Below are 20,774 nucleotides of genomic sequence, written 5' to 3'. Positions count from 1 at the left end.
CCTTCACCGCAGCTTCATCGACGCCAGGGAGACCAGCGCCAGGAGGATGGAGATGATCCAGAAGCGGACGATGATCTTGGGCTCCGCCCACCCCTTTTTCTCGTAGTGGTGGTGGATCGGCGCCATCAAGAAGACGCGCTTGCCGGTGAGCTTGAACGAGAGGACCTGCGTGATGACGCTGACCGTCTCGATGAAGAAGATGCCGCCGAGGATGATCGACAGGAGCTCGTTCTTTGTGAAGACGGCGAGCATCCCGAGCCCGCCCCCGAGGGCGAGCGACCCGACGTCCCCCATGAAGACCTGCGCGGGGTACGTGTTGTACCAAAGGAAGCCGATCCCCGCGCCGATGACCGAGCCGCAGTACACCGAGAGCTCGCCGGCCGACGCGATCGCCGGGATGTCGAGGTACGTCGCGAGCGAGAAGCTCGCGATGGAGGCGCCCACGATGTACGCGAGGATGAGGTAGGTCCCCGCGTTGATGATCACCGGGCCGATCGCGAGGCCGTCGAGGCCGTCGGTGAGGTTCACGGCGTTCGACGTCGCGACGACGACGAAGACGGCGAACGGGATGTAGACGTAGATCGGCAGCTCGATCGGGTACTTCGAGAACGCGACGAACGGGATCGCGAGCCGCGTCCTGATCTCCGCCCAGTCCGGCGGGAGCTTGGACGCGAGCAGGAACGTGTAGGCCACGGCCGCGCCGCCGATGAGCACCTGGCCGATGAGCTTGTAGCGCCCCGGCAGGCCGCCGCTGTTCCGGCGCTTGATCTTGAGGAAATCGTCCAGGTAGCCGATGACGCCGTAGCCCGCGGTGACGGCCGTCGTCGCGAGGACGAAGGGGTTCCTGAGGTCGGCCCACAGCACGGTGGGGAGCAGCAGGGAGAGCAGGATGAGCGCGCCGCCCATCGTCGGCGTGCCCGCCTTGATCTTGTGCGTCTCCGGCCCCTCGGCGCGGACCACCTGCCCGATCTGCTTGCGCCGGAGCTCGCGGATGAACCACGGCGCCAGCACGAACGTCAGCACCATGGCGGTGATCGTCGCCATGATCGTGCGGAACGGGATGTAGCGGAGGACGTTGAGCCAGCTCAGCCAGCCGTAGTGGAACTTGAGCGGGTAGAAGAGCTCGTAGATCACCCCGCACCTCCGTGCGACGGCTGCTCACCGGGGGCCCGCGCGCGGCGCGCGGCGAGCGCGCGCCGCGCCTCGTCGCGATCGTCGAACGGCAGCGTGGCACCGCCGATGATCTGGTACGGCTCGTGGCCCTTGCCGGCGATGAGGACCACGTCCCCCGGCTCGGCGTCGAGCACCGCGCGCTCGATCGCGCGCGCTCGATCGAGCTCGACGACGACGCGCGCGCGCCCGGCGGCGAGCCCCGGCAGGATGGCGTCGGCGATCGCGCGCGGGTCCTCGCTCCGCGGGTTGTCGTTGGTGACGATGGCGACGTCGGCGGCGCGGCCGACCGCCTCGCCCATCTGCGGCCGCTTCAGCGGATCGCGATCGCCGCCGCACCCGAAGACGCAGAGGATGCGCCCGGCGCCGAGGGCGCGGACGCTCGCGAGCACGCGCGCGAGCGCGTCCGGCGTGTGCGCGTAGTCGACGAGCACGATCACATCGTCGGCGCCCGGGCTATCGCAGCGCTCCAGGCGCCCCGCGACCTGGATCGGAGACGAGAGCGCCGCGGCGGCGTCACCGACGTTGAACCCGAGCAGGTAGGCCACGGCGAGGGCGGCGAGCAGGTTCGACGCGTTGTGCGCGCCGAGCAGGTGGGACCGGATGGTGACCTCGCCGGCGGGCGTGCGGGCGCGGATGAACGTGCCGCTCGCGCCGTGCGTGAGCTCGACGGGGGCGATCTCCGCTGCTTCCGGGCCCGCGCCCACCTCCGTCGAGTAGCGCGCGAGCGTCGCCGCGGCCGGGTGCGAGGGCCCGCCGGGGGCGAGCATCTCGACGAGCTGCCGCCCGAAGGGATCGTCGACGTTGATGACCGCGGCGCCGGGGCCGAGATCCACGAAGAGGCGCGCCTTCGCCGCCGCGTACGCCTCCATCGTGCCGTGGTAGTCGAGGTGATCCTGGGTGAGGTTCGTGAAGGCGGTGACCCGGAACCGGACCGCGTCGACGCGCTTCGCCGCGAGCGCGATCGACGACACCTCCATCACGAGGTGCGTGGCGCGGCGAGCGACCATCGCGGCGGCGACCCGGGCCAGCTCGTCCGCCTCGGGGCTCGTGTGTGACGCGGGGAGATCGAGATCGCCGAAGCGGTAGCCGAGCGTCCCGATGATCCCGGCCTGGCCGCCGCAGTGATCGATGCAGGCCTGGACGAGGTGGGCCGTCGTCGTCTTGCCGTTCGTACCGGTGATGCCGACGACCTCGAGCGTGAAGGTCGGGTGTCCGTAGACGACCGCGGCAGCCTGGGCGAGCGCGAGCGGCACGTCGGCGACCTCGATACGGGCGGCGCCGAGCGTGTCGGCCGCGCTCCCGCGGGCGAGGATCACCGCCCGCGCGCCGCGCGCCACCGCCTCGGGGATGAACTGCTCGCCGTGCGCCCGCGCGCCCGCGCGCGCGACGAAGATGTCCCCCGGCCCCACCTTGCGCGAGTCGAGGTGCACGCCCGTCACGACCATGTCCGCGGCGCCCGCCGGAGAGAGCTCCGCGCCCGGCATCTCGCGCAGCAGGTCCCCGAGGCGGAGCGCGAACTCGACCTCGGCCAGGCTGGCCTCCTTGTGCTCGTGCTCTGTCATGTGGGGGGCTCGAAGATGAGCTTCAGCGGCGATCCCTTGGGCAGCACGGTCCCGGGCGGGGGCTCCTGGCGCGCGAGCCGGCCGGTGCCCTCGACGCTCGGGTCGAGCCCGAGCGCCGCGGCGCTCTTCACGGCCTCGCGCTGCGGCAGCCCGGTCAGATCGGGGACGCGCAGCTCCCCCGCCTTGAGCGGCGCGGACGGCGTGACCACCCCCGTCGATATCGGCGCGGCCGCGGCGCGCGCCTCGCTCAGCACCTGGTAGGTGCTCGCCGCGAGGTCCTCCCCCGACTGCTCGGCGATCTCCGACAGCTTCATCGGCACGCTCCCGCGCGGTGTAACGCCCAGGTAGCGCAGCGCCATCTCGCCGACCCGCCGGAAGACGGGCGCCGCGACCGAGCCGCCGGCGTAGGTGCCGCCCATCGGCTCATCGAGCACCACCGCGATGGCGAGCCGAGGCCGCTCGGCCGGGACGAACCCCACGAACGACGCCACGTAGTGGGTGTCCGTGTACTTGCCCGTCGCCGGGTCGATCTTCTGCGCGGTCGCCGTCTTCCCCGCGACACGGAAGCCCGGGATGGCGGCCTCGACGCCGGTCCCGTCCCCTTCGGTCACCGCGACGAGCATCTCCGACATCATCCGCGCGATCGGCGCCGGCACCGCGTCGCGGCGCACGCGCGACGACGACTCCGACAGCGTGACGCCCGTGCCGTCGGTGACCCGCTTGATCAGGATCGGCTCGAGCAGCCGCCCTTGGTTGGCGACCGACGCCATGGCCATCGCGAGCTGGAGCGTGGTCACGCTGATCCCTTGCCCGAACGCGGCCGCCGCGGTCTCGACCTGGACCCAGGGGCGGCCGCGCGGCCGCAGCACGCCCACGGACTCGCCCGGCAGCGGCACGCCCGTCAGGTCTCCGAAGCCGAACCGCCGGAAGCCCTCGTAGAGCCGCTGCTCGCCGAGCCCTAGCGCGATCTTCGCCGTGCCGATGTTGGACGACTGAGCGAGGATCTGCGGCAGCGTCAGCCACTTGTGGATGTGCGTGTCGTGGATCACGACGTTGTCGATCGCCATGTTCCCCTCCTCGCAGTAGATCGTCGCGCTGGGGGAGACGCTCTTCGCCGCGATCGCGCTCGCGATGGCGAACACCTTCATCGTGGAGCCGGGCTCGAAGCGATCGACGACGCAGCGGTTGCGCCGGGATCCCGGATCGCTTTGCGAGTAGTCGTTCGGGTTGAAGCCCGGGGCGCTCGCCATGGCGAGGATCTCGCCGCTCTCCGGATCGACGACCACGATCGAGCCGCCGAGCGCCTCGTAGGTCTTCATCGCCGCCTCGAGCTCGCGCTCGGCGGTGAACTGGATGCCCTTGTCGATCGTCAGGTGGACGTTGTGCCCGGCGAGCGCCTGCTCGTCCTCGATCCCCTCCGAGAAGATGAGCCGGCCCGAGCGATCGCGGAGCCCGCGCACCTCCGACGCGTTGCCGCGGAGCTCGTGCTCCAGGCTGAGCTCGATCCCCTCCTTGCCCTCGCCGTCGGTGGCGACGAAGCCGAGCAGCGGGCCGGCGAGCTCGCGGTTCGGGTAGAAGCGGCGCCCCTCGCCCTCGATCACGAGCCCGCGCACCGGGTAGCGCTGCGTCCTGTCCCCGAGCGCGCGGACGTTCTCGACCTCCTGCTCGGAGATGCGGCGCTTGAGCCAGGCGAAGCGGCGCCGCCGGCCGAGCTTCTCCACGACGTCCTCGATCGGCAGCGAGAGCGCCTGCGCGATGCGCTCGGCGTACTGCTGGATCCGCATCGGGACGTACTTCTCCTCGATGCCGCGGAGCATCTCGACCGCGTCCACGGAGACGCTGGGCACCTCCACGCTCTCCGCGAGCGGCGCGCCGTTCCGGTCGTAGATGGTGCCGCGCTTCGGCGTGATGTGGAGCCGCCGCTGGCGCTGCCGCTCGGCGAGGTCGTACCACGCGTCCCCGTCCTCGACCTCGATGCGGTAGGCGCCGGACACGACGCCGCCCAGGCCGAGCGCCATGAGGCCGCAGAGCAGCCCCATGCGGATGCGGATCCACCGCGCGCGCCGGGGATCGAGGTTCTTCACGGCTGCCCTCCGCTCGGCGGCGCGCTGCCGGACTCCTCGTCGCCGGGGTCGCGCTCGCCGGGCGGCGCCGAGTAGCCCCGCACCGGGATCACGCGCTCGGGCGGGGGCGGCGTCATGCCGAGCAGCGAGCGGGCGACCATCTCCACGCGCTGCGGCGTCTCGTAGCTGGCCGCCTCGAGCGAGAGCACCCGCTTGACCTCGCGCAGCCGCGCCTGCTCGGCGCGCGCTCGCCCGAGCTTGTACCCCAGGTCGACCGTGCGCCCTCGCAGCGCGAGGTGCACGACGAACGCCGCCACCGTCGCGGCCACCGCGAGCGTCCACAGGATGAGGAACGGGCGCTGCTGCGTCACGCGAGCGCCCCCGCCCCGCCCACGCGCCGCGCGGCGCGGAGCTTCGCGCTGCGCGCCCTCGGGTTGCCTTCGACCTCGTCGTCGCCCGCGGTCACCGGCTTCTTCGTGAGCGGCTCCCACACGTCCGGCTCGCGCAGCGCGCGCTTGACGATGCGGTCCTCGAGCGAGTGGAACGAGATGATGGCGAGCACGCCGCCCGGCGCGATGATCCTGGGCGCCGCCTCGAGCAGCGCCTCCAGCTGGTCGAGCTCTCCGTTCACCGCGATGCGCAGCGCCTGGAACGTGCGCGTCGCCGGATCGACCCCGCCGATGCGCGCCGGCCCGACGGCGCGCACCACGGCGCGCCGCAGGTCGAGCGTCGTCTCGAGATCGCCGCTCTCGGCCGCCTGCTTGATGCAACGCGCGACCCTCCGGCTGCGGCGCTCCTCGCCGTAACGGTAGATGAGGTCCGCGAGCTCCTCGTCGCTGATCCGGTCGATGAGCTCGAGCGCCGTCTCACCGCGGCTCGGGTCCATCCGCATGTCGAGCGGCCCCTCGGCGCGGAAGCTCATGCCGCGGGCCGGGTCGTCGAGCTGCATGGAGCTGACGCCGATGTCGGCCAGGAGCCCGTCCACCTGCGGGACGCCGAGGGCCGTGAGGTGCCGCTCGATCTCGGAGAACTCGCCGTGAACGTAGGTCACCCGATCCCCCGCCCGGGCGAGCCGGGCGCGCGCGATCGCGAGGGCGCGCTCGTCGCGATCGATCCCGATGACCCGGGCGCCGGGCGTCTCGAGGATCGTCGCGGTGTGGCCGCCGGCGCCGAGCGTGGCGTCGACATAGACGCCCTCGCTGACCGGTGAGAGCGCGGCGAGGACCTCGCGGCCGAGGACGGAGACGTGCTGCTCACCGCGCGGGCGCGGCGGCGGAGGAGGCAGGTGCATGGGGACTACATTGACGACGTTCATAGGCGGAACTGCTCCGCGATTGCGTTCTTGAAGCTCTGAAGCTCGACCTCGCTCATCTGCTGAGCGGCCTTCCACCGTTCCTGCGACCAGAGCTCGATCGTCTGGCCCATCCCCGCCCACAGCACGTCCTTCGTGAGGTCTGCGTGCTCGCGGAGGGACGGCGGGATGAGGATCCGGCCCTGCTTGTCAAGGTCACACTCGACGGCCGCGGACAGGTAACGGCGCCGGAAGGCGACCACGTTGGAATCGAATTGCGGAAGTGCTGCAATTTTCGCCTCCAACTCTTCCCAGGCCTTCATCGGATACGCGTGCAGGCAGGGGTCGAAGAGGGCCGGGGTGATGACCATCCGCAGGTCGTTCGCGGCCGCGAGCACGTCTCGAAAGCGCGAAGGGAGGCTCGTGCGCCCCTTCGCGTCGATCGCGTGCTCGAAGTGACCGCGAAACATCGTGCTCATCGACCCCAGCTCCGGCTGGCCTGTCCCGCCGAGGGGTTGGCGACGCGTTGCTCCACCGGGCGCACGCCGCGTCGTGACATTCTCTGCCACTTCTTCCCACGAAGCTCCGCCACGCTACGGAGTGAGGTGCCGAGTGTCAACAGTTTGGGAGATTTCTGGACCTCATCCGCCACCTATGTAGGACATAAACCCTCAACGTCGCACCCAACAAAACAGCGGGATTTACCGCGAAATGGCCCCGAGGCAGGGCCGTGGGGAGAAGTGGGGAGCCGCTAGGAGGTGGGCTGGAACGCGTCGGGAGGACGCTGGCAAGACGGAAAGCAGGCAAGGCGGATCGCTGCCCTGGGCACGTCGATTCGCAGCCGGGCGAACGGGTGCGTAGCCGGGTTACCGGGCGGGCTCAGCGAGCCGCTTGCCGGGCGGGAGCCCGGCCGGGACGAGCGCGGTGGGGGAGAGTGGGGAGGAGCGCCGGGGCGGCGTTCAGCCGTGGGGGGTCACGTTGGTCTGGACCCACTCCACGATGCTCTTCAGGGTGGTCCCGGGGGTGAAGACGCCTTTCACGCCGGCGTGCTGGAGCCGCGCGATGTCCTCGTCCGGGATGATGCCCCCACCGAACACCACGATGTCCTCGGCGCCGTGGCTGCGAAGCGCTTCGATGACGGCGGGAAAGAGGGTGTTGTGCGCTCCGGACATGATCGACAGCCCCACGGCGTCGACGTCCTCCTGGACCGCGGCGGAGGCGATCATGTCGGGGGTCTGGTGCAGGCCCGTGTAGACCACCTCGAAGCCCGCATCGCGAAGTGCCCTGGCGACCACCTTGGCGCCCCGGTCGTGGCCGTCCAGGCCGGGCTTCGCCACGAGGATTCGGACTTTGCGCTCTGCCATGAGCGCGTCGATTACCGCCTGCCTGGGCAGGCGTAAAGCGAAGGGCCCGAGCGAGCGGCTTCGCTCCGCGGGGCGTGTCCCTGCTGAGCAGGGGGGCCTACTGCGCGGCGAAGACGAACGGAATGTTCACGGGGGTGGAGCCGGAGGAAGGCGGGAACCGCCAGGACTTGATCCGGGAGGCGATGCAGCTCGCCAGGCCGGGGTAATCCTTCTCCGATCCGCCGGCCGAGACGGACTGGACGGCCCCCGAGGCGCTGATGACCACCGAAGCCGAGACCCGGGCCGTGCTGGCCGCGTTGCTGGCGCGCGCCTCCATGGCGGGCTGCCAGCAGTGCCGCCGGACGCTGGGGCGGTTCGACTCGACGACGCCGGAGATCTCCCCCTGGGAGAGCTGGCTCAAGCCGGAGTTGGCCCCCTGGCTGCCCGGTCCTGACGACGGGCCGGGGACCCCAGCGCCAAACCCGGACCGGTCGAGCTGGGCAGATGCCGATGGCGCGACCGGCTTGTCCGTCGGAGGGCGCTGGCTCGCGACGCCGCTCGGCTTGGGCGTCGAAGCGACCTCCGACCGGGCGGAAGCTGTCTCGGCTGGCGCAGGCACATCCGGCTCGACGCTCGGCGGCGGCGGCGGGGCCGCCGTGGGCAGATCGGCCGGCTGGCTCTGCGTCGGGGCGGTCACGACCTGCACGGGCTGCGGCTTCGGGGAGAGCAGGACGAACGCCGAGACGCCGCCGAACGCCGCCGCCATGGCGATGAAGGCGTAAGCGAGCGGGCTCATGCCCGATCGCCGCCTTGGCGCGACCGTCTCCACCAGGCTGCCAGGCGTGGCCACCAGAGGGGCGGGCTCCGCGGCCGAGAGGCCCCTTGCCGGCGCGTCGGGCGAGGCCCCTGCGGTCAGGCTTCCGCCTGCTGGCGCCGTCGCAGAGCGCGCGATCCCAGCGGCCAGGCCGACCGCGGGCGCCGCCGCGGCGGGCGACCCGACCGCGGCCAGGCCGCCGGCACCACGAGCGAGCTCGGTCGAGGTGGACGCGGCGAGCTCAGGTCCTGGCGCGAACGCGACGGGAGACGTCCGATCGGCCGCGAAGGGGTCGGCGAGCTCCTCGACCGGCGCAGCGCCCGAGGCAGGAGCCCGCCCGCCGCCTGGCCACGCTGCCGGCGCGCTCGCAGCAGGCGCAGCCGGCGTTACGCGCACAACGGACGCAACGGACGCAGCCAGCGGGGCCGATGCAGCGGGCGCCCCCGCCGTGAAGGCGGCGACCGCCGGGGCCTGCTCGCTCAGGCCGGGAGGCTCCGGCTCGTGCATCGCCGAGCGCGCGGGCGCGGCCGTCGCGAGCGGAGGGACCCTCGACGAGGAGGGCGCCTTCGTCGAGGGAGTGACCTGTGGCTGGGCGGCAGAATAGCCCGTGGTGCTGATGCGGCGCGCGGGCGGGGAAAGGCGGGTGGACTGCGCCTGGGTGACGATCTCGAGCAGCTCCGGGAAGTTCTTGAGCGGCAGCCACTCATCGAAGCCCTCGCGCCAGACGAGCGACTCGCCGTCCACCGCGCCGGCCAGCGCCTTGTCGCGAATGACGGAGAGCCGCACCGGGCCGAGCGGGACGCCGCCGACCCCGACGTACCAGTCCTCGCTCGACGTGGCGTGCACGGCCGGCGCCTTCCCGAGCGGGCGGTCGTTGGACATCGCGCGTGTGAACGCGCCGGCGGCCCCCGCGGGCGGCGTGGGCTCCGCCGTCCTGGCAGGCGCAGGCGAGCGAACATGCGCCGCGGTCGCCGGCTGGACAGGGCGCGCCGCAGGAGATGCCTGCGGCGCGGTCGCCGGCGCGGTCGCCGGACGCGGGCTCGACGCCGGTCCGGGGACGGCGCGCGGTGCGACCGGCGGGCGAGGAGCGGCCCCCGGACGCGGCAGCGCCTGGGATGCCGGCCGGGGCGGCGCCGGCGCGGCGCCCCGGCCCAAGGACGAAGCAGGAGGCGGCTTCAAGGGGCTCGCGGCGCCCGCGTCCCCCCCCGCCGCCACGGCCGGGGCCTCGTCGCTCGGAGGGGCGGCGTGAGCATCGTCGCCCGCCGCGCGCGGCGGCTCGACGGGGAGAGCTCGCGCCACGGAGCTCTCGGTGACGCTCGCGCTGACCTGAATGAGGTGCCCGCAGCGCCGGCACTGCATCCGCACCATCTTGCCGGCGACCTTCTCGTCACCGATCTGGTACTTGGCCTTGCAGTTATCGCAGATGAATTTCATCCAAGGACGCGCCTGCCGGTGGAATGGCGCAGTCTACGACACCTTGGCCCCGGACGACATGGGGTCGGCGGTCAGAGCAGCCCGAGCAAGTGCTCCTTGATCGATTGCCGCGTCGGGTCATCGGGGGCGACGCCCAGCGCGCGCTCCCACGTCTCGATCGCTTTGTTGCGGAACCCGGCCTTCTGGTAGAGCACCGCCAGGTTCTTCAGCGCGGGGAAGTGCTTGCCGTTGATGTGAAGCGCCGTCTCCAGCTCCTGGATGGCGTCGTACAGCTGCCCCTGCTTGCCGTAGAGCAGGCCGAGGTGGAAGTGCAGCCGGTAGGCGAGCGGATCGATCGCCGTCCCCTCGCGCAGGTGACGCACGGCCTTGTCGAAATCGCCGGCGCGGTACGCCGCGATCCCCGCGGCGAGGAGGCGCTCCGCCTCCGCCGAGATCCGGTCCTGATCGCCGCGGATCGAGCGCGCCTGGAGCGCGTTCTCCACGGCGGCGACGACGTCGGCGACGCGGAAGGGCTTCTCGATGTAGGCCTCCACGCCGTAGCTCGACTTCAGGTCCTCCGCGAACCGCCAGCCGCGGTAGACGGCCGAGATCATGATGATCGGGATGTGGCCGTAGCGCTGGGTGCCCTTCATCCGGCGAGCGATGTCGAAGCCGTGCACCTCCGGCAGCATGGCGTCGAGGATCATCACGTCGGGCGGATTCTCCTTGACCATGCGCAGCGCGAGGAGCCCGCGGTCGGCCTCCTCCACGCGGTACCCGCGCTCCTCGAAGATGCGACGGAGCAGCTTCCGGATCTCCGGCTCGTCGTCGACGACCAGGATCGTGGTCTGATCGCCCTGCGGCGCCTTGCCCGCGCCCGGGAGCGACTCGACGATGGACAGATCGCGATCGGCGGTGCCGAAATCCGTGTCCGTCAGCTCGTCGGCCGCCGCCGCCCTCCGCATGGCGTCGTCGACGACGAGCGGCGGGCCCGCCGACGAGAGGCGGGCCGGCGACGGGGCAGCAGGCGGGCTCGGCTCGTCGGTGAGATCGGCGAACGAGATCTCCGCGTCGTCGCGCGGGCGCTCCGGCGCGGACCGCGGCGGCGGCGGCGGTGCGGCGCTGGGAGCAGGCGGAGCAGGCGCCTGCGCCGCAGGTGCCTGCGCCACCGTCGACGGAGGCACCGCGGATGCAGGCCGGCGCGGCGCAGGCTGCGCAGGGGCGGGCGGGGGCGCGGGCGGCGCATCGGACGTGGACGACGACGCGGCGCCGAGCCCGGCCCGCTTCAGCACCTCGGGCGGGCATTTGGCGCCCACGTAGAACGGCTCGCCCTGCTCCTTCATGTCGTAGGCCGCCGCGATGGTCCGCACGAGGGGGCCCGCGAGCGCGATGTACGGGAAGACGCGCTTGCCGGTCACGAACTCGAGCTCGTCGATCACCTTCTTGTCGGCGGGCGCGGCCATCGCCACGAGGATGCGGTCCTCGCGGACGAGCACGGGAAGGAGCTTGTGCTTGGCGGCGATCTCGCGCGGCAGGATGGAGAGGTCGCTCAGCTTGATGCAGACCTGGTTGAGATCGATGCCGGGAACGCCGCTCTGCTCGGAGAGGGCCTTCAGCGCAGCGACCTCGGAGACGGTGCCGCTCTCGATGAGGTTCGTGGCGAGGGGCACCCCCTTCGCACGCGCCTCGAGGAGCGCCTGTTCGAGCTGGGGCTGGGTGACCGCCCTTTGCTGCAGGAGGATACGTCCGAGCGGCTTCTTGTTGGCGTCTTGCGTCATTCCGCGGGCCGAGTTCGAAGGCTAATGGACGAGGAATGCGCGGGCAAGCACGCGGCCCGCGCGCGAAGGCGGCCGCTCGATCGACACGACCGGCGACACGACCGGCGACACGACCGGCTTGGGCTCGTGCGCCGGCGGCTCGGGCATACGGCCTGGTCGAGCGGGGCCAGAGCGCCGATCGATGCGCGCAGATGCGACCGCGCGTCCCGACGCGAGAGGCGAGAGCTCACCATCCGCCCATGTTACTCCGGAACCTTCCGGACAGCGCGGGCGATGCGCCCGCGGCGCGAGAGCGCCCGCTGCACCCGCTCGACGAGCGCGTCGAAGTGGCCATGGCGACGATGTAGGGTCACTCGGTCGGCTCGGCTGCGCCCGCCGCGTCGTTCGCGTCGTTCGTGCTGCTGGCGTCGTTCGCGCCGAGCCACCCACGAGCGAACGCCGCGTACCGCCCCTCGGCGATCGCCGCGCGCGCCTCTCGCATCAGGCGGCCATAGAGGTGGAGGTTGTGCTCCGTCAGCAGGCGCAGCACCAGGATCTCGCCGGCCATGTAGAGATGCCTCAGGTACGCGCGGCTGTATCCACCGGCGCAGGTCGGGCAGGCGCAGGTCGGATCGAGCGGCGAACGATCTTCCTTGTAGCGCGCCTGCTTGATGACGATCTTGCCGTGCTGCGTGAGCGCCTGCCCGTTGCGGGCGTTCCGGGTCGGGAGCACGCAGTCGAACATGTCGACCCCGGCGCCGATGGCGTGCACGAGGTCGAGCGGTGTCCCCACCCCCATGAGGTAGCGGGGGCGCGTCGGGTCGACGTGCGGCGCGACCTGCGCGATGACCTCGTGCATCATCGCGATCGGCTCGCCCACGGAGAAGCCGCCCAAGGCGAGCCCATCGAACGGCAACGCGCCGAGCTCATCCGCGTGCGCCATGCGCAGCGCGACCGAGGTGCCGCCCTGCACGATGCCGAAGAGCGCCTGTGTCGGGCGCTTCGCGGCGAGGCAGCGCATCCCCCAGCGCGTCGTCAGGCGGCACGCCTCCTCGACCTCTGCGCGCGGCGCGCCGCCTGGCGGGCACACGTCGAGCTGCATCGCGATGTCGGCGCCGAGCAGCCCCTGCACCTCCATCGCGACCTCGGGCGTGAGCGCCTTGCGGGCGCCGTCGAGGTGCGATCGGAACACGAAGCCGTCCTCGACGAGGGTGCGCCGCTCGGCGAGCGAGAAGGCCTGGAAGCCCCCGGAGTCCGTGAGCATCGCGTGCGGCCAGCGGGTGAACGCGTGCAGACCGCCGAGCTGCGCGACGAGCTCGGGGCCAGGGCGGAGCCACAGGTGGTACGTGTTGCCGAGGACGATCCTCGCGCCGGTCGCGGCCACCTCGGCGGGGGTCAGCGTCTTCACGCTGCCCTGGGTGCCGACCGGCATGAACGTCGGGGTCAGCACGTCGCCGTGCGGCGTGGAGAGCACGCCCGTGCGGGCATGCCCGTCCCTCGCGAGCACGGAGAAGGAGAAGCCAGGCGTCCGGCTCACGGCGCCTCCGTCCCGCGGATCAACATGGCATCACCATACGAGTAGAATCGGTAACCGGCGTCGATCGCCGCGCGGTACGCGAGGAGCGTGCGCTCGCGGCCAGCGAAGGCGAACACCAGCGCGAGCAGCGTCGAGCGCGGCAGGTGGAAGTTCGTCAGCAGGGCGTCGACGACGCGGAACCGATAGCCCGGCTGGATGAGGAGGCGCGTCTCCCCGGACTGCGCCCGCACGAGGCCGGCGCGCGCCGGATCGGCGGCCGACTCGAGCGCGCGCACCACGGTGGTGCCGATCGCGATCACCGGCGCGCCGCGCTCGCGCGCCGCCGCGACCGCGCCCGCGGTCGCGTCCGGGATCGAGTAGACCTCCGCGTGCATCGGGTGCAGGTCGAGATCGTCCACCGTGACCGGCTGGAACGTCCCGAGCCCGACGTGAAGCGTGACGCTCGCGATCTCGACCCCGTTCGCGCGGAGCCGCTCGACGAGGCCGGGCGAGAGGTGGAGGCCCGCCGTGGGCGCGGCGACCGCTCCGGGGACCCGGGCGAAGATGGTCTGGTACCGCTCGCGATCGGACGCGTCGTCGCCGCGGCCGAGGTAGGGGGGGAGCGGGACGTGCCCGTACGCGTCGATCGCGGCGGCCACGGAAAGCCCCGCGGGCGAGGAGAGCTGCACCGTGAGCACGCCGTCTTCGGCGCGCTCCAGCACCTCCGCGACCAGCGCGCCATCGCGCTCGAGATCGAGCACCGCGCCCGGGCGGATCGGCTTGGAGGCGCGCCCCATCGCTCGCCAGCGCTCGGCTCGCGGAGCGCTCTCCTGCGGCCCTCCGCCGAGATCCTCCGTGGCGGCCGCCGCCCCGTCCAGCCGGTGCAGCAGGAAGAGCTCGACCTGCCCGCCTGTGCCGCGCTTCTTTCCGAACAGGCGAGCGGGGACGACCTTCGTATCGTTGACGAGGACGAGCGCGCCGCGCTCGATGTACCGGTCGAGATCGCGGATCGCCGCGTGCTCGACCTCGCCCGCTCTACGGCCGCGATCGATCAGGAGGAGCCTTGCTCCGTCGCGCTCCTCGGGGGGCCGCGAAGCGATCAGCGCTTCAGGGAGTTCGTAGTCGAGCAGCTCGCAGCGCACGCCGCGCTACTAGCACGACGCGGGCGTGAGCACGTTCGTCTTGGCGCGGAGGAAGCGACAGATCTCGCCCACCTGGTACGGCTTCGGGACGAAGGCCACGGCGCCGCAGTCGGCGCGCTCGACCTGGCGCGCGGAGAGGTGATACGCGCTGGAGAGAACGACCCGGACCCGCGGGAAAGCATGCCGGATGTGCCTGGCCAGCTCGAGGCCGTTCAGGTCCGGCATCATCAGGTCGATCATCGCCACGTCGATCGGGGACCCGCCGAGGGTGAGCAGCGCATCCTGGAACGAGGCGGCGAACACCACCTCGAAGCCCTCGACGCTTAGCCCTGCCGAAAGAGCGCGACGCTGGGAATTCTCACCGTCCACGATCAGCATGCGGGCCATTAAGCGTCCTCCTGCGGCGAACGCCGCCATCTAATACGCCTACTTGTCTAGCAATCGTCGGGCCAAGTTCCCGAATCGACGCGTTGCGGTTGCCGACGCTAAAGTGAAACAGACCAGCACAGTCTACATCAGGCACCGCATTGCACTAAGGCAAATCCCGACCCTGCATCATTGCAAAGATGCAATCTGACGTGAGTTAGCTCCCTCGATTTGCTGCTGAGTCAGGTGGTTTGCTCGGCTCGGCAGGTCGCATCGATGCGACCCGAACGGAGGATTGCAGGCTGAGCTCGGCGGGCAGCAGGCTGCCGTGTCGGGAGCGCTGCCTGTTGAGCGCAGTCCGTATTCGGGGGCTGTGTCCCCCGGAAGCAAGCTGCTGAGTCCGGCCGGCGGGCGATGGGCGGCGCTCGGCAGGTCGGCGCCGTTTCAGCCGGGGGGATACGTGATCGTCAGGCGGGTCATCTTGCGCCACAGCGTGGTCGCGCTGATCCCGAGCACCTCGGCGGCGCGCTCCCGGCTGCCGTCGCACTCCCGCAGCGCGGCCTCGATCGCCTGCCGCTCGGCGCAGTCGACAACGTCGGCGAGCAGCCTGCCGCCGGCTTCGGGCGCGCGCTTCGGCTGCACCGCGGCGGGCAGCACGTCGTCGACGCTGATCACGCCGCCGCCCGAGAGGGCCACCGCTTGCTCCACCATGTTCTCGAGCTCGCGGATGTTGCCGGGGAAGTCGTACTGCGTCAGCGCCTCGACGACGCCGTCGGCGGCGCGGGCCCGGCAGCTCATCTTGCGGTTGTACTTCTCCAAGAAGAACTCCCAGAGGATCGGGATGTCCTCGCGACGCGAGCGGAGCGGCGGGAGCACGAAACGAGCGACGTTGAGGCGGTAGTAGAGGTCCTGGCGGAACCGCTTCTCCGACACCGCGGTCAAGAGCTCCTGGTTTGTCGCGGCGATGATGCGCACGTCGACGTTGATGGGCTTGTTCTCGCCTACCCTGCGGATCTCGTTCTCCTGGATCGCGCGGAGCAGCTTCGCTTGGAAGGTGAGCGGGGTCTCGGCGATCTCGTCGAAGAAGAACGTGCCCCCGTCGGCCTCCTCGAACAGCCCTTTCCTCGCCGAGATCGCGCCCGTGAACGAGCCTCGCGCGTGGCCGAACAGCTCGCTCTCGAGGAGCGTCTCGCTGATGGCGGCGCAGTTCACCGGCACGAACGGGCGATCGGCGCGCTTGCTGTTGGCGTGGATGGCCTTGGCGACGAGCTCCTTGCCGGTGCCGCTCTCGCCGGTGATGAGCACCGTCGCGTCGGTCGGCGCGACCTTGACGATCCGGCCGAGCACCTCGCGGACCGCCTGCGAGCGGCCGACGATGTTCTCGAACCGGTAGCGCTCCTTGAACTCGCTGGCGAGCAGCTGCACCTCTCCGGTGAGCTTCCGGTTCTGGATGGCGCGCTCGACCTTGACGAGGAGCTCCTGCTCCGAGAACGGCTTCTGGATGTAGTCGAACGCGCCGAGCCGCATCGCCTCGACCGCGCTCTCGATGGTGCCGTACGCGGTCATCACGATGACCTCCGTGTTCGCGTTCGACTCCTTCACCGCGCGCAGGACGCCGATCCCGTCGAAGCCGCCCATCCGGAGATCGGTGAGCACGACGTCGTACGCCCCCTTCGCGCCCAGGTCGGCGCCCTGGCTGCCGTCCGCCGCTTCATCGACCTCGTACCCGGCACCACGCAGCATCATCGCGAGCGTGGTCCGCATGTTCCGCTGGTCATCGACGACAAGAATCTTCGACATGGATTTCCCTCGCCGAGCTCATCCTCCTCGGGGGACGAGCGCGGCGCGACGATCACGACCGACGTGCCGCGCTGGCGCGTAACCGCGCGAGCACGGTCGTCCGCGGCGCCTTGGACATGCGTCCAGAGCATCGTACGTCAAGCACGACCTCTGCCGCCAGCAGGTGCACGGGGCCGCTCTCAGCGCGAGGGGCGGCCCCTACCCTACCCTACTCGCGGATCTGCTGGGCGAGGTAAGCGGTCTCGCCGAGCTTCTCGATCAGCCCGATTTGTGTCTCGAGCCAGTCGATGTGCTCCTCCTCGGACTCGAGGATCCTCGCCAGGAGCTCCTCGCTCGTACGATCTCCCTTGTCGCGGCAGAGGGCGATCGACGAGTTGAGCCGCTTGACGGCCTTGTACTCGAGGTCGAGGTCGCTCTTGAACTGCTCTGGCACGCTCTGCCCGATGTGCAGGGTGTCCAGGCGCTGCAGGTTGGGCAGCCCATCCAGGAAGAGGATGCGCTCGATGATCGCATCCGCGTGCTTCATCTCATCGATCGACTCGGCGCGCCCGTGCGCCGCGAGCGTGACGAAGCCCCAGTGCGAGCACATCTTCGCGTGCAGAAAATATTGGTTGATCGCGACGAGCTCTGCCGCCAGCACCTCGTTCAACGCATCAACGACGTCTTTTGCGCCCTTCATCGGACCCCTCTCACACTCGTGCCTGTCGTGCTCGCCCCGCCCTTGTTAGGCGAGGGGCGCCGGCTGGTACGCCAGCGCCCAGCACAAATGCGCAAGGTCCAGGGAGGTGCGCAAGAAATTTCTAAGAAAATAGGCGGCACCGCGGTCGCTTCCGACAGAAACCGGAGTGTTGCCGGGCAGTCCGACAGAAACCGGGGTGTCGACGAGCAATCCGGAGAATCACGCTGCGCTGGAGACAGGCGCCATCACCAGGCGGCGCGGCGTGGAGGCGCCCTCGCGTTCGCCGACGAGCTCGGCGATCGTCGACCGACAGGAGCCGCACCGCGTGCCGGCCCCCGTGCACTCCATCACCTGCGAAACGGAGCAAGCGCCCTCGCTCATCGCTTCACGAATCTCTCGATCACAGACGCCCATGCAGAGGCAGACGTACATGCAGACCCCGGCTACGTGAACGGGTGGGATTGATATTGAACATAGCTTTCAATATCGGAGCGTCAAGGGGAATGTCGCCTGGGCGGATCCCCGCGCTGGCTCGTGCTCCGCGATCCCCTCGGATCACCGTCGGATCGCGCCAGCAGCGCGCGGTCGAGCGCGCCAGCAGCGCTGGGTCGACGCCAGCAGCGCGCGGTCGAGCGCGCCAGCAGCGCTGGGTCGACGCCAGCAGCGCGCGGTCGAGCGCGCCAGCAGCGCTGGGTCGACGCCAGCAGCGCCGGGCCGAGCGCGCCAGCAGCGCCGGGGGAAGAGGGATCGTGCAGGGATGCGGCCGGTCAGACCGGCGCAGGATGACGCCGCGCGAGCGCGGCCGGGAAGCGGAGCGCGAACGCCCGCCTGCCGCAGGACGGTCGGCCGTGAGGCGTCACATCGTGAGGCCGCCGTCGACGTCGATGCAGCGGCCGTTGAAGTACTCGCACTCGATCACGAAGCGCACGGCCTGCCAGATGTCCTCGGGCACGCCGATGCGGCCGACGGGGATCATGGCGACCAAGGCGTCGCGCGCCTTCTGGTGCATGCCCTGCGTCATCGGCGTCTCGATCATCCCGGGCGCGACGGCGCCGACGCGGATGCCGAACGGCGCGAACTCGAGCGCCCACGTCTTCGTGTTCGCCGCGAGCGCGCTCTTCGCGGCGGTGTAGCTCGACTGGCCGCGGTTGCCGTGGCGGGCGATGGAGCTGATGTTGACGATGACGCCCTTCTGCTCGGTCTCGATCATCTTCGCGACGACCTCGCGGACCATGAGCGTGGCGCCCGTCAGGTTGACGTCGATGACGGCCTGCCACTGCGCCGCGCTCAGCTTGACGACCGCCCCCGTCTGGCGGTCCTTCTTGACGAGCAGGCCGTCGCGCAGGATGCCCGCGTTGTTCACGAGGCCGTTCAGGCCACCCATCGCCTCGTGCGCGAAGCGGACGAACGCCTCCACCTCCGCCTCCACCGCCACGTTGACCGCCCGCGCGTGGACCTTCCCGGCGAGCCCCTTGCTCGCCTCGACGAGCGACGCGAGCCCCTCCTCGTTCATGTCGCCCGCGGCGACCTGGCCCCCGAGCTCGGCGAGCCGCAGCGCATAGTGGCGACCCAGACCCTGGGCAGCACCTGTGACGACGAACTTCGTGTCCTCGAGTCGCATGATCGCACTCCTCCGGGGATCGCTCCCGATCACCGTGTCGAGCGCGCCGTCTACCACGACCCAGCCGCGAGGCGGCGGACGACGTCGCGGCGCGCCAGGGACCCCGCCCCACGCGCAGGCCCCGGCGCGACCCGGCGCGACCCGCGCGGTCGCCGCTTGCGCCGGATAACATCGATGTTATTCAGCGCCCATGAGGTCGATCGCGCTCGCCGCCGTGTGCGCCGGCATCCTGACGCTCGCGCCTGCATGTAACCGTACTCCCCCCGTGCCCGAGACCTCCGATCCCATGGGCAACGATCTGGTGATCGGCGCCGTGGTCGCAGCCACCGAGCAGAGCGGAGGGATCCGCGTCTACAAGATCATCGAGGTGGAGGACTTGCCCAAGCCGTTCGGGCGAGATCTGCACATGATCGCCTACGATCCGAAGGCGCAGAGCTTCGAGGAGGCCGCGGAGCTTCGTCGCAAGGGGAACCTGACCGTCGCGAAGGACCTCATGACGGTCCGCCTCGTGTACTTCCTGCCGCGCGACCACCGCGTGATCAGCAACGAGGCGGTCAGCGACGAGGAGCGGGCCCCGTACCTCCGCTCCGTCGAGAGCCGGCAGCGCTGACCGGCATCCGTCGACGGGCGCCGACGGGCGACGACGCGCTCAACGCGCCGTGCGGAGCAGCTCGCCTAGCCGCTCGATGGCCTGGCTGTGCAACCGGCTCGCCCAGCTCTTGCTGATCCCGAGATCCTGCGCGATCTGATCGAAGCGCTCGTCGTCGAAGTAGTGGCGCTCCACGAGGGCGCGCTCGCGGTCCGGTAGCTCGCTCACGGCGTGACGCACGGCCTGCGCGAGCTCGGCGCGCGAGGCGCGCTCCTCCGGGTCGTCCGCGGCGTCGGGGACTGCAGCGACGTCGCCTTGGCCCGAGAGCAGGCCGAGCGCCATCGCAGCCGCGTGCCCGGCGAGCAGATCGCCGAGCCGCGCGGCGTAGGCCTCCTGCGTGGCAGGCGCGTCGGCGTCGTCGTCCGCCCCGCGCCCCTCCGCGAAGCGCGCCGACGCAGCGAGCGCGCTGGCCCGCGCGGCCGCGGAGCGCCAGCGCGTCTCCCTCCGGACGCCGTCGAAGATGGCCCACCGGATCTTCCTCTTGGCGTACGCCTCGAAGGTGGATCGACTCGGGTCGTGCGTCCGTACCACATCGAGCAGCGCCGGGTGCCCCAGCGCGACGAGGTCCTCGACCGGGATGCGGCGACCCAGACGGCGCGCGATGCGCTTCGCGACCAGCTGAAGCAGGTCGAGCCCCTCGGCGAGCAGCCGGTCTTCCGGAGTGCGCACCGCTATCCCGCCTTGGCGCGCCCCGGGGCGCCGAGCACCCCGAACGCCCGCTCGCCGCTCTCGTCGACCTCTCGCGGATGCGCGCGCCGAAGGAGGCGGCCCGCCTCCTCGTCGTGCTGCAAAACCTCCGCGAGCTGCTCGCGCATCCACGCGATCTCGTGCGCCGGCAGGCGCCCGACGTAGGGCGCCACGGCGGCGTCGATCTGAGCGGCGATCCAAGGGTCATCGAGGAGCGAAGCGTCCATAGGAGACGGCCATTATATCGCCGCAGAGCGCGCCGTCATCCGCCGCGCGCCGCACCGCCGAGGCGTCATTTGGCCGGCGGCGCCGGCGGCGACGCGTTGAGGCAAGCGTCGAACGCCCCGACGGTCCGCGCGTCGAACGCGCACTTGAGCGACCTCGGATCCACGCTCTTGCCGACGTTCTGCTCGCAGGCATGCGCGTACTGCTCGCCCAGCGTGGCAGCGACGGCGTCGATCTTCTTCTCGGTCTCGCCCCGCTGCTCCGCCGTGAGCTTGGCGCTGAGCGCCGCGACCTGCTCCGTGCGGGTGAGCACCGTGAGCTTCTTGCCGAGCTCCACGCAGTCACCGTGCATGAGCGCATAGTCGTCGGGCACCGAGTCGTCGCGGCGCGGCGCCGGCGAAGCGGCCGGCGGCGCCGCGCCGGGCTCCGCTTCTGCCGCCCGCGCCTCGGCGCCCTGGACGGCCTCGTTCGTGGGCTCGGCCCTCGGCCCCGCCTCCTGCGCGGGCTCGGGCTGCTCGACCGGAGGCGGCGGCGCCCCTCCGCACCCGAGCAGCACCGTCGACAGCGGACCCGTGATCATGATCAAGAAAAGAGCTCTCCCCATGCGGCGAGAATTGATCGGCTCGCGCCGGGCGTCCATGGCGCGCCGGCGCGCTCGGCGATGCGCGGCGGG

The 20,774-nt window shown here is 71.2% G+C and carries 20 protein-coding genes; 1 reads left to right on the top strand and 19 read right to left on the bottom strand.

The genetic code is table 11. The features are described from left to right. Window positions 1-3: 3 nt before the first annotated feature. The 16 genes from mraY to WME90_RS08985 form a co-directional block, all read right to left on the bottom strand. Window positions 4-1,134 (bottom strand): phospho-N-acetylmuramoyl-pentapeptide-transferase, encoded by a 1,131-nt coding sequence (gene mraY / locus WME90_RS09060; protein WP_437280682.1) that lies wholly within the window; start codon window positions 1,132-1,134, stop codon window positions 4-6. Continuing rightward, window positions 1,131-2,735, bottom strand: a complete 1,605-nt coding sequence (locus tag WME90_RS09055; protein ID WP_437280681.1) for a UDP-N-acetylmuramoyl-L-alanyl-D-glutamate--2,6-diaminopimelate ligase — start codon at window positions 2,733-2,735, stop codon at window positions 1,131-1,133. Before WME90_RS09055 ends, mraY begins: the two co-directional genes overlap by 4 nt. Next, window positions 2,732-4,819 carry a penicillin-binding protein gene (locus WME90_RS09050; protein ID WP_437280680.1) on the bottom strand — a complete coding sequence of 696 codons (2,088 nt, stop codon included), beginning with the start codon at window positions 4,817-4,819 and terminating at the stop codon, window positions 2,732-2,734. Before WME90_RS09050 ends, WME90_RS09055 begins: the two co-directional genes overlap by 4 nt. Then, a complete protein-coding gene (locus WME90_RS09045) occupies window positions 4,816-5,169 on the bottom strand; it encodes a hypothetical protein (protein ID WP_437280679.1) in 354 nt (117 codons plus the stop codon). The genes WME90_RS09050 and WME90_RS09045 overlap by 4 nt, the downstream gene beginning before the upstream one ends. Then, entirely contained in the window at window positions 5,166-6,089 is a 924-nt protein-coding gene (gene rsmH, locus WME90_RS09040) for a 16S rRNA (cytosine(1402)-N(4))-methyltransferase RsmH (protein ID WP_437283584.1), read from the bottom strand. The genes WME90_RS09045 and rsmH overlap by 4 nt, the downstream gene beginning before the upstream one ends. 20 nt (window positions 6,090-6,109) lie before the next feature. After that, on the bottom strand, window positions 6,110-6,568 hold the full coding sequence (mraZ, locus tag WME90_RS09035; protein ID WP_012234291.1) for a division/cell wall cluster transcriptional repressor MraZ: 459 nt from the start codon (window positions 6,566-6,568) through the stop codon (window positions 6,110-6,112). Between the two features lie 480 nt (window positions 6,569-7,048). Beyond that, window positions 7,049-7,453, bottom strand: coding sequence for a cobalamin B12-binding domain-containing protein (locus WME90_RS09030; protein ID WP_437280678.1), 405 nt, complete (start codon window positions 7,451-7,453; stop codon window positions 7,049-7,051). A gap of 97 nt (window positions 7,454-7,550) precedes the next feature. Next, the gene (locus tag WME90_RS09025) at window positions 7,551-9,680 is read right to left on the bottom strand and encodes a GYF domain-containing protein (protein WP_437280677.1); all 2,130 of its coding nucleotides are present in this window, start codon (window positions 9,678-9,680) and stop codon (window positions 7,551-7,553) included. Between the two features lie 71 nt (window positions 9,681-9,751). Further along, complete coding sequence (locus tag WME90_RS09020; protein ID WP_437280676.1) at window positions 9,752-11,437, bottom strand: response regulator; 1,686 nt, start codon at window positions 11,435-11,437, stop codon at window positions 9,752-9,754. Between the two features lie 349 nt (window positions 11,438-11,786). Continuing rightward, window positions 11,787-12,953 carry a tRNA guanosine(34) transglycosylase Tgt gene (tgt, locus tag WME90_RS09015; RefSeq protein WP_437280675.1) on the bottom strand — a complete coding sequence of 389 codons (1,167 nt, stop codon included), beginning with the start codon at window positions 12,951-12,953 and terminating at the stop codon, window positions 11,787-11,789. Beyond that, window positions 12,950-14,074 carry a tRNA preQ1(34) S-adenosylmethionine ribosyltransferase-isomerase QueA gene (queA, locus tag WME90_RS09010; protein ID WP_437280674.1) on the bottom strand — a complete coding sequence of 375 codons (1,125 nt, stop codon included), beginning with the start codon at window positions 14,072-14,074 and terminating at the stop codon, window positions 12,950-12,952. The genes tgt and queA overlap by 4 nt, the downstream gene beginning before the upstream one ends. A gap of 9 nt (window positions 14,075-14,083) precedes the next feature. Continuing rightward, window positions 14,084-14,491 carry a response regulator gene (locus tag WME90_RS09005; RefSeq protein ID WP_437280673.1) on the bottom strand — a complete coding sequence of 136 codons (408 nt, stop codon included), beginning with the start codon at window positions 14,489-14,491 and terminating at the stop codon, window positions 14,084-14,086. A gap of 393 nt (window positions 14,492-14,884) precedes the next feature. After that, entirely contained in the window at window positions 14,885-16,240 is a 1,356-nt protein-coding gene (locus WME90_RS09000) for a sigma-54-dependent transcriptional regulator (RefSeq protein ID WP_437280672.1), read from the bottom strand. A gap of 208 nt (window positions 16,241-16,448) precedes the next feature. Next, window positions 16,449-16,919 (bottom strand): bacterioferritin, encoded by a 471-nt coding sequence (gene bfr / locus WME90_RS08995; RefSeq protein WP_437280671.1) that lies wholly within the window; start codon window positions 16,917-16,919, stop codon window positions 16,449-16,451. Window positions 16,920-17,138: 219 nt separating this feature from the next. Then, entirely contained in the window at window positions 17,139-17,351 is a 213-nt protein-coding gene (locus tag WME90_RS08990; RefSeq protein ID WP_437280670.1) for a (2Fe-2S)-binding protein, read from the bottom strand. Between the two features lie 424 nt (window positions 17,352-17,775). Further along, window positions 17,776-18,540 (bottom strand): SDR family oxidoreductase, encoded by a 765-nt coding sequence (locus WME90_RS08985; RefSeq protein ID WP_012234280.1) that lies wholly within the window; start codon window positions 18,538-18,540, stop codon window positions 17,776-17,778. 190 nt (window positions 18,541-18,730) lie between these two features. On the opposite strand from WME90_RS08985, the gene WME90_RS08980 reads away from it, so the two are divergent. Continuing rightward, window positions 18,731-19,150: a hypothetical protein gene (locus WME90_RS08980; protein WP_437280669.1), complete on the top strand. Its 420-nt coding sequence runs from the start codon at window positions 18,731-18,733 to the stop codon at window positions 19,148-19,150. 39 nt (window positions 19,151-19,189) lie between these two features. Here WME90_RS08980 and WME90_RS08975 read toward each other — a convergent pair whose 3' ends face one another. The 3 genes from WME90_RS08975 to WME90_RS08965 all read right to left on the bottom strand — a co-directional run bounded on the left by WME90_RS08975 (window position 19,190) and on the right by WME90_RS08965 (window position 20,705). Then, window positions 19,190-19,858 carry a sigma-70 family RNA polymerase sigma factor gene (locus tag WME90_RS08975; RefSeq protein ID WP_437280668.1) on the bottom strand — a complete coding sequence of 223 codons (669 nt, stop codon included), beginning with the start codon at window positions 19,856-19,858 and terminating at the stop codon, window positions 19,190-19,192. Between the two features lie 2 nt (window positions 19,859-19,860). Then, window positions 19,861-20,103: a hypothetical protein gene (locus WME90_RS08970; protein ID WP_437280667.1), complete on the bottom strand. Its 243-nt coding sequence runs from the start codon at window positions 20,101-20,103 to the stop codon at window positions 19,861-19,863. A 65-nt stretch (window positions 20,104-20,168) separates the two neighbouring features. After that, window positions 20,169-20,705: a hypothetical protein gene (locus WME90_RS08965; RefSeq protein ID WP_437280666.1), complete on the bottom strand. Its 537-nt coding sequence runs from the start codon at window positions 20,703-20,705 to the stop codon at window positions 20,169-20,171. Between the last annotated feature and the right edge of the window lie 69 nt (window positions 20,706-20,774).

Source organism: Sorangium sp. So ce375 (genome assembly GCF_051473855.1).
Taxonomy (GTDB): Bacteria; Myxococcota_A; Polyangia; order Polyangiales; family Polyangiaceae; genus Sorangium.
Note: the sequence above shows the minus strand (reverse complement) of the source record. Positions and strands in the feature narration are given on the sequence as shown.